12 protein-coding genes and 2 pseudogenes are annotated in these 11,905 nt (G+C 71.1%); 4 read left to right on the forward strand and 10 right to left on the reverse strand.

Annotation, left to right across the window (positions count from 1 at the left end):
* Window positions 1–11: 11 nt before the first annotated feature.
* Window positions 12–1,832, reverse strand: a complete 1,821-nt coding sequence (locus Voc01_RS09605) for a hypothetical protein (protein ID WP_203926959.1) — start codon at window positions 1,830–1,832, stop codon at window positions 12–14.
* 84 nt (window positions 1,833–1,916) lie between these two features.
* Complete coding sequence (locus Voc01_RS09610) at window positions 1,917–2,918, reverse strand: LacI family DNA-binding transcriptional regulator (protein WP_203926960.1); 1,002 nt, start codon at window positions 2,916–2,918, stop codon at window positions 1,917–1,919.
* A 250-nt stretch (window positions 2,919–3,168) separates the two neighbouring features.
* Between Voc01_RS09610 and Voc01_RS09615 the strand changes: the two genes are divergently transcribed.
* Genes Voc01_RS09615 through Voc01_RS09625 form a run of 3 tightly spaced genes read left to right on the forward strand, consistent with a single transcriptional unit; the run spans window position 3,169 to window position 5,489 of the window.
* Window positions 3,169–3,633 carry an SRPBCC family protein gene (locus Voc01_RS09615; RefSeq protein ID WP_203926961.1) on the forward strand — a complete coding sequence of 155 codons (465 nt, stop codon included), beginning with the start codon at window positions 3,169–3,171 and terminating at the stop codon, window positions 3,631–3,633.
* Window positions 3,630–5,006, forward strand: coding sequence for an MFS transporter (locus Voc01_RS09620; RefSeq protein WP_203926962.1), 1,377 nt, complete (start codon window positions 3,630–3,632; stop codon window positions 5,004–5,006). Before Voc01_RS09615 ends, Voc01_RS09620 begins: the two co-directional genes overlap by 4 nt.
* Before the next feature lie 15 nt (window positions 5,007–5,021).
* A complete protein-coding gene (locus tag Voc01_RS09625) occupies window positions 5,022–5,489 on the forward strand; it encodes a universal stress protein (protein ID WP_203926963.1) in 468 nt (155 codons plus the stop codon).
* Between the two features lie 19 nt (window positions 5,490–5,508).
* Here Voc01_RS09625 and Voc01_RS09630 read toward each other — a convergent pair whose 3' ends face one another.
* Complete coding sequence (locus Voc01_RS09630; protein ID WP_203926964.1) at window positions 5,509–6,816, reverse strand: NAD(P)/FAD-dependent oxidoreductase; 1,308 nt, start codon at window positions 6,814–6,816, stop codon at window positions 5,509–5,511.
* A gap of 116 nt (window positions 6,817–6,932) precedes the next feature.
* Here Voc01_RS09630 and Voc01_RS09635 point away from each other — a divergent pair, with 116 nt between their 5' ends.
* Window positions 6,933–7,424, forward strand: coding sequence for a hypothetical protein (locus Voc01_RS09635; RefSeq protein WP_203926965.1), 492 nt, complete (start codon window positions 6,933–6,935; stop codon window positions 7,422–7,424).
* Between the two features lie 92 nt (window positions 7,425–7,516).
* On the opposite strand, the pseudogene Voc01_RS54020 reads toward Voc01_RS09635, so the two are convergent.
* The 7 genes and pseudogenes from Voc01_RS54020 to Voc01_RS54610 all read right to left on the reverse strand — a co-directional run.
* Window positions 7,517–7,669, reverse strand: a pseudogene (locus Voc01_RS54020) (aldolase/citrate lyase family protein); the annotation flags it as partial.
* Window positions 7,666–9,312 (reverse strand): acyl-CoA dehydrogenase family protein, encoded by a 1,647-nt coding sequence (locus tag Voc01_RS09645; protein ID WP_307781566.1) that lies wholly within the window; start codon window positions 9,310–9,312, stop codon window positions 7,666–7,668. The pseudogene Voc01_RS54020 and the gene Voc01_RS09645, both read right to left, overlap by 4 nt.
* Window positions 9,299–9,607, reverse strand: a pseudogene (locus tag Voc01_RS52950) (LLM class flavin-dependent oxidoreductase); the annotation flags it as partial. The gene Voc01_RS09645 and the pseudogene Voc01_RS52950, both read right to left, overlap by 14 nt.
* Window positions 9,604–10,134 (reverse strand): MaoC family dehydratase, encoded by a 531-nt coding sequence (locus Voc01_RS09655; protein WP_203926968.1) that lies wholly within the window; start codon window positions 10,132–10,134, stop codon window positions 9,604–9,606. The gene Voc01_RS09655 and the pseudogene Voc01_RS52950, both read right to left, overlap by 4 nt.
* 187 nt (window positions 10,135–10,321) lie before the next feature.
* A complete protein-coding gene (locus Voc01_RS09660; protein ID WP_239160088.1) occupies window positions 10,322–11,032 on the reverse strand; it encodes a FadR/GntR family transcriptional regulator in 711 nt (236 codons plus the stop codon).
* A 2-nt stretch (window positions 11,033–11,034) separates the two neighbouring features.
* On the reverse strand, window positions 11,035–11,484 hold the full coding sequence (locus Voc01_RS09665) for an LLM class oxidoreductase (protein WP_373873801.1): 450 nt from the start codon (window positions 11,482–11,484) through the stop codon (window positions 11,035–11,037).
* On the reverse strand, window positions 11,391–11,894 hold the full coding sequence (locus tag Voc01_RS54610; protein WP_373873802.1) for an LLM class flavin-dependent oxidoreductase: 504 nt from the start codon (window positions 11,892–11,894) through the stop codon (window positions 11,391–11,393). The genes Voc01_RS09665 and Voc01_RS54610 overlap by 94 nt, the downstream gene beginning before the upstream one ends.
* Window positions 11,895–11,905 lie beyond the last annotated feature (11 nt).

Below are 11,905 nucleotides of genomic sequence, written 5' to 3' on the forward strand. Positions count from 1 at the left end.
GGCCGGTGCGGTCACGGCCGGAAACCGAACCCCGGCGGCGGGTCGGGCCGCTGCGGCGCGACGGCGGTGAACCCCCCGACCCGGCTCTGGCCGCGCTGCTTCAGGGCGATCAGGCGGTCGATCGTCGCGGTGACGCGGCGCCTGATGTCGTCGCCGCGTGCGGTCTGCGCTGCCGTCAGCCCGATCGCCAGGCCGTCGTCCACCGGGCAGCCATCGCTCTCCGCGTACCGCAACAGCCGCACCGCCAGCGCGTCGTACAGGGTGTCGAGACCGTGCACACCGGCCACCGTGAGGGTGCGCAGCGGCGGGGCGGTCAGGGCGTGCAGGGTCCGGGCGGCGTCCGCTGGCATGAGCCCGGCGCTCAAGATGGCCTCCGCCCGCCCGCGCCGCAGCGGGCCCGGATCGTCGACGTGTGACCTGATCCGGTCGACGATCGAGTAGGTGGCCGCCCGGCGCGCGTCGGCCCGGACCGGGTCGGGGAAGCCGTCGTATCCGACGAGCCTCCAGTGCTCCAGCACCACGTCGTCGGACGCGCCGCGCTCGGCCCACCGCACCGCGACGGCGGCGCTCACCGTCGCGAGAACCGTCGGCAGGTGCGCGCGGAACTCGCGTGCCGGGTGCGAGCCGAGCCGGTCGTCCGTCGGCACGTGGCCGCCGAGCCGGCGCACCCGGGCATCGAACAGGCGCCAGAACGAGTCCGATCGCCAGACCGCCAACCAGTGCTCGTGTGCCCGACGCCACCGGGGCATCGAGATCCTTCCGTCGCGGGCGTCGTCCAGGGCGACGAGGTGGTTGAGCACCGCCAGATCGTGCCGCGCCACGTCGGTACCCGTCCCCCACGCCGCTTCGGCCCGTTCCACGTCGTCGGCGGTCCAGGCCGACGTAACGGGATCCTCGCCGGGCTCCGACCGCCACAACCGGAAGAACTCGTCGACGACGCGGGTGACCGGATCGACCGGGCGCGTCGGCCACAGTCGGTCGGGACGCGGCGACTCCCGGGCCCGACGGTAGAGGTCCGGGGTGGCGACCGCCCGCAGCGCGTCGGACAGGCTCGGCCGCTCCCCGTCGTCGGTGCCCGGCCGCCGCACGGTCGACCCGGCGGCCGGAACGGGAGCCGGTTCCGGGGCCGGTTCCGGCGCCGCCTCGGGCTCCGGCACCGCCTCGGGTTCCGGGACCACGACGGACCCGGCGTCGAGGTCGTACAGCCACAGGTCGACCTCGACCTGCCGCAGCCGGTGCCGGTCGTCCCCGTCGGCCCCGGGTACGCCGTCGGGCGTCTGCCAGTGCCACGGGTTGTCCGCACCTTCGTACCAGCCGATCGGCCCGCTCCCGTCGAGGCCGGCCGCGGTCAACGCGCGCGTGAACTCGGCGGACACGGCTTCGTGATACGGGCCCCAGCTCCGTTCCAGCCACGCGGCGCCGTTGTCCAGCACGTACCTGCCCAGGACGGATGTCAGCGGGAGCCGCCGCCTGCTCACCGCGACGTGGTACCCGCCGGTGACGGTCGAGGCGACGACGCCGCGTCCCGCGACGACGAGCGCGGTCGCCGTGTCGGCCCAGTCCTCGGCATCGCCGTAGATGCTCCGGATGAGCAGGTAACCGAGCGTCGGCCCGATGAGCGGACAGTCGTGGTCGACGTCCAACCACGGGGAGCCCCGAAAGCTCTCCCGGGCCTCCTCGACGGTGAACCACGTCCAGTTCCCGAATGCGCCGTCGGTGCGGACGTAACCGTCGTCATCGAGATGGACGCCATCGTCGGCCAACGCCCGACGGAGGAACGCGCAGCCGTCGTCGATCGGTTCCGGCCGCTGGGTCAGGCTGGCGATCAGCACCGGCGGCTCACCCCGGTACCGTCTCCGTCCCCCACGACACCCATCGACCGATGATGACGAACGCCACCGCGACCGGCAAGCGCCTTACGCCCGCGCCACCGAGGAGCGGGCGGCCAGCGGCATCGGGATCCGCTCCACGGTGGGCGGGGCGCCGTCGAGGAGCAGTTCGACCGCGCGGCGTCCCATCTCCGCGTGCGGAAGGGCGATGCTGGTCAGCCCAGGGCGCAACCACCGGGCGAGGTCGGAGTCGTCGAACGAGACCACCGAGACGTCGTCGGGCACGACGAGTCCGGCCTCCTGCAGCGCCTGGTAGACGCCGAATGCGATCCGGTCGTTGAGACAGATCACCGCCCGGGGCCGGACCCCGTCGCGGAGCAGACGCGCGGTCGCCTCGTACGCCGGCTCCGGCCACCAGTAGCAGTCGACGGTGCCGGCGAGCCCGATCCCTTCCCCCGCAAGGGTCTCGACGATCCCGGCGAGCCGCTCGCGGCCCGCGAACAGCCACGGCGCCCGCTCGCCGACGAGGTACACGCCGTCGCGGTGGCCGTGGTCCAGCAGTGCCCGCGCGGCCGTGCGTCCGGCGCCGCGCTCGTCGGGCAGCACGGCGCACACGCGGCGCCGCGCGGCCGTCCCGTTGAGAAGGACCAGTGGACGGCCGTGCGCGGCCCTCGGCACGGAGATGACGCCGGTCGACAACGCGGCCAGCACGATCCCGTCGACCTGGCGGTCGAGGAAGTCGTCGACGGTGGCGGCGCGCAGGGCGGGGTCGTCGCCTGTCTCGCCGATGAACAGGCGGTGGCCGCGGGCCGCCGCGGCCGCCAGCGCGCCGTACACGAGCTGGCCGGCGTAGGGCTCGGACACGACGGTGTCGGACACCAGCGCGATGGTGCGGGTCTGCCGGGTGCGCAGCCCGTGCGACATCAGGTTGGGCCGGTAGTCCAGCTCGCGCGCGGCGCGCCGCACCCGCTCGGCCGTGGCCGCGGCGATGCCCATGTCGGTGCGCCCGGACAGGACGAACGACGCCGTCGTGCGGGAGACGCCCGCGCGGGCGGCGACGTCGACGAGCCGGGCCGGGCGTTCCGGCATGCGATCTCCTTCCGCCACAGGCGATCTAGCCTGCGACGATACATCGACGCAACTGCTTGACACCCTGGGCGCACGGGTAGAACCTGTTATCTAACTCGATTCAGGGGTCACCGATCCGGTGGCCGCGGCGCCCGCGGAGCTCCGACAGGGCGACCGCATCACCGGCCCGCTCCGAGCTCCGCCCGCTGCCGGGTCCCGCGCACCATCCGCCCACCGCGCCGGCCGCGCGTCCACAGGGCTGGAGACATCGATGACAGCGAATGTGATGGTGGTGGTCGAGCGGCAGTTCGACTACCCGCGTCCCCTCGTGTTCCGCGCCTGGACCGAGCCGGCCGAGATGGCACGGTGGCGGGGCAGCCCGGGCTGGCACGTCGAGACCGAGACGGTGACGTCGGACCTGCGGCTGGGCGGGCGGCACCACCACGTCAAGGTGCGCGACAACGACCCCACCACCCGGGTGACCACCGACGCCGTGTTCACCGAGTACTTCGAGCCCGACGTCTTCGTCGCGCGGCAACGGATCACCGGAGATCCCGGCATCGACCCCGATACGCCGCTGGAGCTGCGGGTCGAGTTCACGAAGACCGGGCGCGACGGCACGCTGGTGCGCATCGTGCAGGGGCCGTACGACATGGAGGTGGCCGGCTACCACGGCCGGGGCTGGGAGCGCGAGCTCGACCGGCTCGACACGTACCTGGCCGGGGACCCGGCATGACCGCCACGCAGTCCCCCACGAAGCACGTGACGATCGTGCGCGAGAAGCCGCTGATGAACATGCGGCAGATCCTGTTGATGAACCTCGGTTTCTTCGGCATCCAGTACAGCTTCGGCATGCAGCAGACCGCGGTGAACCCGATCTACAACTTCCTCGGCGCGAACCCGCACGACCTGCCGCTGCTCAACCTCGCCGGCCCGGTGACGGGTCTGCTCATCCAGCCGTTGATCGGCGCGATGTCCGACCGCACCTGGAGCCCGCGCTGGGGCCGGCGCAAGCCGTACTTCCTCATCGGTGCGATCGGGTGCAGCATCTGCCTGTTCCTGTTCCCGTTCGTCGCCGCGATCTGGATGGCCGTGCTGCTGCTGTGGCTGCTCGACGCCAGCAACAACACGGCGATGGAGCCGTACCGGGCGTTCATCGCCGACAAGCTGCCGCCGTCGCAGCTGGCCAAGGGCTTCCTGGCGCAGAGCTTCTTCACCGGGTTCGGCATCACGCTCGCCAACCTGTCCCTGTTCTTCTTCCAGAACCTCATCAGCGGCGCCACCGACGCCGGCATCCCTTACTGGGTGGTCGGTTCGTTCATCCTCGGCTCGGTGTGCTCGATCGCGACGGTGCTCGTGTCGGTGCTGAGCACGTCGGAGATCCCGCCGTCGGAGGAGGAACTGGTCCGGATGCGCGCCAAGCGCGGCGGGTTCGTCCCGGCGGTGCGCGAGATCTGGGACGCGATCGTCGAGATGCCCACCGAGCTTCGCAAGCTGGCCCTGGTGTACCTCTTCCAGTGGTACGCGATGGTCTGCTACTGGCAGTTCGCGTCGCTGTCGATCGCGCAGTCGGTCTACGGCGCCACCGCCGACGACCCCGAGTACGCCGACGCGGTCTCGTGGACGGGCCTGGTGAACGGCTGGTACAACATCGTGACGTTCCTCGTGGCGTTCCCGCTCGTCGCGCTGGCCCGCCGCCGCGGCGCCAAGTGGGTGCACATCTTCGCCCTGATGTGCGCCGCCGTGGGTCTCCTGATCTTCGCCCAGCTCGACAACCGGTACCTGCTGTTCCTTCCGATCATCGGCCTCGGTATCGCCTGGGCGTCGATCATGGGCGTGCCCTACATCATGGTGGTGCGCATGATCCCGTCGACGCGGTACGGCGTCTACATGGGGATCATCAACATGATGATCGTGCTGCCCATGCTGGTGCAGACGGTCACGTTCGGCTGGATCCTCGAGCACGTCCTCGGCGACGACCCGACCAACGTCATCACGTTCGCCGGCGTCCTGCTGGCCGTCGCCGCCGCGGCGATGTTCTGGATCAAGGAACCGCCCATCGTCCGTGACGTCGACGACGTCCTGCAGATGCCCGCCGGCGCGCACTGATCTGGGGTGGCAGACATGACTCCGAAACCCGACTACCGCACGATCGTCGTCGGCACCGACGGGTCGGCGCTGGCCACGCCGACCGTCTGGCGGGCCGCCTCGCTGGCCGCCCACAACGAGGCCGACCTCGTCATCGTGTGCGCCTACGGCGACCTGTCGCGCCGCGACGAGGCGCGCAACGTCGCCACGCTCGGCGGCGACACGCGGGTCGGCCTGGTCACCGGGCGCGCGGCGGCCGGCACCGCGCTCGACACGGCCGTCTCACTCGCCGGGCAGGCGGGCGCGACGGTCGCGGCGGCCCTGCTGGTCGACGGCGACCCGGCCACCGCGTTGCTCGCCACCGCCCGGGAACGGTCGGCGGACCTGCTCGTGGTGGGGGCGCTGCGCGACACCGGGATCGCCGAGCGGCTCCTCGGCACCGTCGCGACCGAGGTGGTCCGGCGGGCCGACTGCGAGGTGCTGATCGTCCGGCCGCGCGCCTAGCGTCCCCCCGCGCCGCCGGTCAGCGTTTGCCGAGGGTGTTCAGCGCGTTGCGGGCGTTCATCTGCTGGACGGTCGTGATGCGCTCGGACCGGCCGCGGCCGAGGAAGCTGACCATCCAGTGCAGCAACGTGGTGATCTTGTTCTTGAACCCGATCAGGTAGAAGAGGTGGATCACCAGCCACAGCAGCCACCCCAGGAACCCGCCGAAGTGCAGCTTCCCGAGGTCCGCGACGGCCGAGAACCGGCTGATCGTCGCCATGTTGCCCTTGTCGAAGTACTTGAAGGGCTTGATGTCGGTCTTTCCGGCCAACCGCTTCTTGACCGTCTTCGCCGCGTAGCGCCCGCCCTGCATGGCGACCTGGGCCACACCGGGCAGGTCGGAGCCGGCCATGTCACCGACGACGAAGATCTCCGGATGCCCCGGCACGGTGAGGTCGGGCTCGACGAGGATGCGGCCGGCCCGGTCGGTCTCCGCGCCGGTGGCCTCGGCGATCCGGGTCGACAGCGACGGCGCCGCGACCCCCGCCGCCCAGATCTTCGTGTTCGCCTCGATGCGCTGACCGCCGTCGGCGGTCTTCACCTCGACCCCGGTGGCGTCGACGTCGACCACGCGGGTGTTCAGCCGCACGTCGACGCCCAGCTTCGTGAGCTTCTTCTTCGCCTTCTCCGACAGCGACGGCGCGAACGCCGGCAGCACCCGGTCGACGGCGTCGATGAGGATGATCTGGGCCTCGCGGAGGTCGGCGTTGCGGTACTGGCCCCGCAGCGCCCGGTGCGCCAGCTCGGCGATCTGGCCCGCCATCTCCACCCCGGTGGGTCCGGCGCCGATGAGCACGAACGTGAGCCACCGCCGGCGCGCCTCCGGGTCCTCCTCGAGGTCGGCCATCTCGAACGCGTGGAAGATCCGGCTCCGCAGTTCGAGCGCGTCGTCGATGTTCTTCAGGGACGGCGCGTGCACCGCGAACTGCTCGTTGCCGAAGTACGAGTTCTGTGCGCCGGCGGCCACGATGAGTGAGTCGTACGGCACCGAACGGTCGCGCCCGTCGGGGTAGTTGACCACCACCATCTTCCCCGCCACGTCGACGTCGGTGACCCAGCCGAGCCGCACGTCGATGTCGCGCCGGTTCTTGAGGATCTCGCGGATCGGCGGCGCCACCTCGCCCTCGGAGAGGATCCCGGACGCCACCTGGTACAGCAGGGGCTCGAACAGGTGGTAGGTCGTACCGCTGATGAGCGTCACGTCGGCCTTGGCCCCGCGCAGCGCCTTCGCCGCGAACAACCCGCCGAAGCCGGACCCCACGATGACCACCCGATGCCGATCTGTCATGCGTAAAGGACGCCACACCGTGCCGCCCTGTGACAAGGGGTGGCAGAATGCGCCCCGCATCACAGTGGTCCTGGCCGCGCCTTCTAGGGGTGCGGTCGCGTCGAGATGGGACAGACATGGACATCGCCGCGTTCTACGCCGTCGTCGCCGGTGTGAACTTCACGCTGCTCGGCCTGTGGTGGGTCGCTGTCCAGGACCGGGTCGACCTGCGCGACCGCGCCGCGCGGCGGATGGCCTACGTGGTGGCGCTGCAGTTCATGGTGCCCGGCACCGCGTCGCTCGTCTCGCAGGTGGCGCCGACGGTCACGGCGATCTGGCGGATCACGTTCACGCTCGCCGGCGTGGCCGGTGCGGCCGGGGTGCTCATGGTGGTGCCGGTGCTGAAGAAGGCGTCGTCGCGGGGCGCGGCCGTCTTCATGCTCGCCGTCGGTTTCCCCCTCTATCTCGCGGTGACGCTCGTCGCGGCCGTTCCCGGCATCCACGAGGTGGTCTCGGACCAGCTGACCGGGTTGCAGACCGAGGCCATCCTGTTCAGCCTCCTGGTGCTGCTGAGCGTGCAGGTGGCCTGGACCGTGGCGATGATCCCCCCGCCCGCCGACGACGACTGACCCGGTTCTCCCCCGGACCGGCCGCGGCCACCAGTCCGTGTTCCGCACACCCGCGACGACGAACGCGGCCGCGGTTCGTCCCGCAGCCACGCGGCGACGGTCGCGCGGGCCGACGCCTTGTCGGCGAGCGGTACCGCGTCCTCCAGGTCGACGATCAGCGCCTCCGCGCCACGGGCGGCCGCCTTCGCGAGCATCGCCGGCCGGTCGCCTGGCACGTACAGGTACGACCGCGGCGGCACGCTCACACGGTCACCTCGCCCTTGACCAACGCCTTGGCCACGACGGTGCGCAGGATGTCGTTGGTGCCCTCGCCGATGCTCATCAGCACGGAGTCGCGGTACAGCCGCTCGACCTCGAACTCGGTGGAGTAGCCGTAGCCGCCGTGCACCTTCATCGCGTCGATCGCCGCCTCCAGGGCGACCTCCGAGCAGAAGATCTTCGCCATGCCGGTCTGCGCGTCGGCGCGGCCACGCTTGACGGCGTCGGCCGACCAGTACGCCATCAGGCGCGCCGCCTGCAGGTTGGTGGCGAGCGTCGCGAGCTTGAGCTGGATCGCCTGGAACTCGGCGATCGGCTGGCCGAACGCCTTGCGCTGCTTGGCGTACCCGAGCGCGAGCTCGTGGGCCCGCTGCGCGATGCCGACCGAGCGGGCGGCGATGTTGACCCGTCCCCACTCCAGCGCCGACAGCGCCTGCTTGAGCCCGATGCCCTCGACGCCGCCGAGCAGCCGGTCGCGGGGCACGCGCACGTTGTCGAGCACGATCTCGCACGACTCGGTGCCCTTGTAGCCGAGCTTCGGAATGTCGCGGGAGACCGTGAACCCGTCGAGCGACTGCTCGATCAGCAGGATGCTCATGCCCTTGTGCCGCGGTGACGCGGTGGGATCGGTCTTCACCAGCACCGGCAACGGGTCCGCGTACCGGGCGTTGGTGATCCACATCTTGGTGCCGTTGACCACGTAGTGGTCGCCGTCGAGCTTCGCGGTGGTGCGGATGCCCTGCAGGTCGGTGCCGGCCTCGGGCTCGGTGAGGCCGATCCCGGTGCGGCGCCGGCCGGTGGCGAGGTCGGGCAGGTAGTCGTTCTTCTGCTGCCCGGTGCCGTGCATCGCGATCATCCGGCAGGCCAGCGAGTGGCTGCCGAGGATGCCGGCGACGCCCATCCAGCCGCGCGAGATCTCCTCGAACACGAGCGCGAACGACACCGGGTCGAGGTCGAGGCCGCCGTACTCCTCGGGGATCGTCATGCCGAACAGGCCCATGTCGGCCATGCCGGCGACGATCTCGGTCGGGTACCGGCCCTCCTTCTCCCACTCCCGCGCGACGGGGATGATCTCACGGTCCACAAAGGACCGGAGCAGCGACCGGAACTCCTTCTGGTCGTCGGTGAAAGCGAAATCCATGAAGAGCCTCCCCACATAGAGCCCATCGATCCACAGTGGACGCACAACGCCTCCGGCGGGTGCTGTACGTGCCCGCACGATCCGCAGGTCTGCAGGGTGTGCCGGTGCTCGCGGGTCGCGTCCCACCACTCCCGCGTCACGTCGTCGGGCTCGGGAACCGTCATCGACCCACCCCCAGCACGACGGTGGCGTGTGTCGAGAGGATGCCGCCGGTGCCGTGTGCCACGGCGGTGCGGGCGTTCCGACCACGGCCGTCAGCACGTCGCGACCTGACGCGCCGACCTGCTGCCCCACCGAGAAGACGGCGGGCAGCACCACGGCGGTGGCGTGCACCAGGCCACCGGCGTGGGCGTCGTCGAAGTCCAGGGCGTGCGTGAGCGCGCCGGTCGCCAGCGCCGCCGCCGGGGCACCGACGCGCTCGGAGAAACCGAACAGCGTCGCCTCCGGCGGCCCGCCGAGCCCGCGGGCCACCTCCACGGCCGCGTTCACGGTGCCGGAGCGCAGCCCGCCGATCGCCGAGCACGAACCGGCCGCCGGACAGCTCGTCGAGGTCCAGCGCCTCCAGCGCGGTGATCATCGGGCTGCGCGTGAACGCCAGCACGATCGAGGTGCCGACGCGCGCGGTGGTCGTCGCGGTGGCGAGCGCCGCGGCGGTGCCGGTCGCGCTGCGGTGCAGCTCGGAGACCCACAGCGTCTCCGCTCCGGCCTCCTCGGCCCGCCGGCCGGCGTCGGCCAGCTCCGCGAGCGTCTCGCCCCAGGGCTGGTAGGTCGTACGGAGGTTCACTCGCTCTCGCTTTCGAGCGACATCGGCGTCGGGCCTTCGGGGAAGATGCCCTCGAGCTGCTTGGCGCCGGTCTTGTAGACGTAGAAGGTCCGCTTGAACGAGCAGACCTCCCTGCCGTCCTGGTTCAGCGTGCGGGTGCGCACGGTCACGATGCCCGCGTGCGGGCGCTTGCCCGACTCCCGCTTCTCCAGCACGAGCGACTCGCTGTACAGCGTGTCGCCGGCGAACACCGGGTGCGGCAGCTTGATGTCGTCCCAGCCGAGGTTCGCGAAGGCGTTCTGGGTGAGGTCGGTGACGCTCTGGCCGACGGCGATCGCGAGCGTGAGCGTCGAGACGACCAGCGGCTTGCCGAACTCCGACCGGGCGGCGTACTCGGCGTTGAAGTGCATCTGGCTCGTGTTCATCGTCAGCAGCGTGAACCAGGTGTTGTCGGCCTCGGAGATGGTGCGCCCGAGCGGGTGCCGGTAGACGTCGCCGATCTCGAAGTCCTCGAAGAACCGGCCGGTCCAGCCCTGCTTGAGCCCCATCAGTCTGTCCCTTCGTAAGCCTCGCGACCTGCTGCGATGATATTTGTCTGACATTTCGGCCGTCAAGGAACCCCGCCGGAGCGGAAGTCTTGCGGTGCAAGGGTTCCCGGCCGTTTCCGGGGTGCCGTCATTTAGCCGTCCGCGGGTCCTGACGAGCGCGGTGCGGCGGCCTGGTGGAGCCGGTGGGTCAGATCCGTTCGTACGCCCGCCGCACGGTCGTCAGGTGCGACCGCATCGCGGCCTGCGCGCCCTCGACGGAGCCGGCCTCGACGAACGACGTGATCTCCGTGTGCTCGACGTCGATCTGGGACCAGTATTCGGCCGGCATGTTGTGCTCGGCGGTACGCGCCTGCAGCACCCGGAACAGCGGCTCGGACATGACGCCCAGCAGCTGGTTGCCGGTCGCGTCGACGAGGACGCCGTGGAACGTCCGGTGCTCCTGGAACTTGGTGCCCCGCAACCGGGCCAGCTTCTCCCGCTCGACCGCCTGCCGCATCAGCTCGATGTGGTGCTCCTCGCGACGCAGCGCGGCGAACCCGGCCGCCGGCACCTCCAGGCACTCGCGGGCCTCGAGGAGGTCGTCGACGGTGATGTCCTGTGCGCCGGACATGAGCCCGAGGCTCATCTCCAGGTAGTCGCTGACCTGGTTGAACTGCACCCGGGCCACGAAGGTGCCACCGGTGGTGCCGCGCGTGGTCCGGATGAGGTCCTTCGACGCGAGCACGCGCAACGCCTCCCGCACGGTGCTCCGGCTCACCCCGAAGATCTCGGAGAGCTCGATCTCCGTGGGCAACCGGTCACCGGAGGTGAGCGAACCGTCCAGGATCCGGTCCCGGAGCTGGTCGGCCACCTGCTGGTAGGCCGGACGCACGCGGGTGACACCCAGTTCCTTGGCCATTGTCACGTCGGAGCTCCTTCTTGGCCGGCGCCTTCCGTTGCGAACACCCACCGTAGGGCATCCGTCGAACCGGCCGCACTCTCGGTAGCGAGTGCGCCGATCAACTCCCGGGTTGCCGCCCGTTCGTCGGAGTTGCCGTAGAACTGTGCGGCGAAGGTCGTGGCACCCGCGGCCGCGAAGCGGGCGATCTCCTCCCGCACCAGGTCGGCGTCGCCGACGATGGCCAGCTCGTTGGCCAGTTCCAGCCCTTCGCGCCGGATCGCGGCGATGTAGGCGGGCTTGTCGTCGTACCAGGACAGGACCCTGTCGATGTCCGCGCGGGCGCGGGTCACGTCGTCGGTCACGCAGACCGCGGCCGTCACCACGATCTCGGGCGCCGGTCGCCGCGCGGCCTCGGCCGCCGCGGCGATCGTGGGGACCGTGAGCTCGCGGATCGTGCGCGGCCCGACCATCCAGGTGATGGTTCCGGACGCGTGTGCGCCCGCCGCCGCGAGCATCGCCGGCCCGAGCGCGGAGACCATGACGGGCGGCGGCCCGGCCGCTCGTAGGACATGCCCCGGCACGGCCCGACCACCTGCGGGTGCGACGGTCCGATGCCGAGCACGAGCCGGCCGCCCGCGAGCTCGTTGGTCGTCAACGCCTGCTGCGCCAGCGCCATCGGGTGACGCGGGTACGCCGGCACCACCGCCGTGCCGATGCGCACGCGGCCCGTCTGGTGGGCCAGCGCGCCGATCACGGTGAGCGTGTCGTGCCCGAAGCCCTGGGTCAGCCAGACGCTGGCGATCCCGTCGGCCTCGGCCGACCGCAGCAGCTCGGCCGTCTCGCCGATCCGCTCGATGTGGCTGAAGATCCCGTAGTCCATCGGCACCGTCC

The sequence above is a fragment of the Virgisporangium ochraceum genome (assembly GCF_016863655.1).
Classification (GTDB): Bacteria; Actinomycetota; Actinomycetes; order Mycobacteriales; family Micromonosporaceae; genus Virgisporangium; species Virgisporangium ochraceum.

Excerpts from the sequence above, each read along its gene's own strand:
- Voc01_RS09610 (WP_203926960.1), bottom strand. The coding sequence starts at position 2,918 with ATGCCGGAACGCCCGGCCCGGCTCGTCGACGTCGCCGCCCGCGCGGGC.
- Voc01_RS09615 (WP_203926961.1), top strand. The coding sequence starts at position 3,169 with ATGACAGCGAATGTGATGGTGGTGGTCGAGCGGCAGTTCGACTACCCG.
- Voc01_RS09620 (WP_203926962.1), top strand. The coding sequence starts at position 3,630 with ATGACCGCCACGCAGTCCCCCACGAAGCACGTGACGATCGTGCGCGAG.
- Voc01_RS09625 (WP_203926963.1), top strand. The coding sequence starts at position 5,022 with ATGACTCCGAAACCCGACTACCGCACGATCGTCGTCGGCACCGACGGG.
- Voc01_RS09630 (WP_203926964.1), bottom strand. The coding sequence starts at position 6,816 with ATGACAGATCGGCATCGGGTGGTCATCGTGGGGTCCGGCTTCGGCGGG.
- Voc01_RS09635 (WP_203926965.1), top strand. The coding sequence starts at position 6,933 with ATGGACATCGCCGCGTTCTACGCCGTCGTCGCCGGTGTGAACTTCACG.
- Voc01_RS09655 (WP_203926968.1), bottom strand. The coding sequence starts at position 10,134 with ATGGGGCTCAAGCAGGGCTGGACCGGCCGGTTCTTCGAGGACTTCGAG.
- Voc01_RS09660 (WP_239160088.1), bottom strand. The coding sequence starts at position 11,032 with ATGGCCAAGGAACTGGGTGTCACCCGCGTGCGTCCGGCCTACCAGCAG.
- Voc01_RS09665 (WP_373873801.1), bottom strand. The coding sequence starts at position 11,484 with ATGGTCGGGCCGCGCACGATCCGCGAGCTCACGGTCCCCACGATCGCC.
- Voc01_RS54610 (WP_373873802.1), bottom strand. The coding sequence starts at position 11,894 with ATGGACTACGGGATCTTCAGCCACATCGAGCGGATCGGCGAGACGGCC.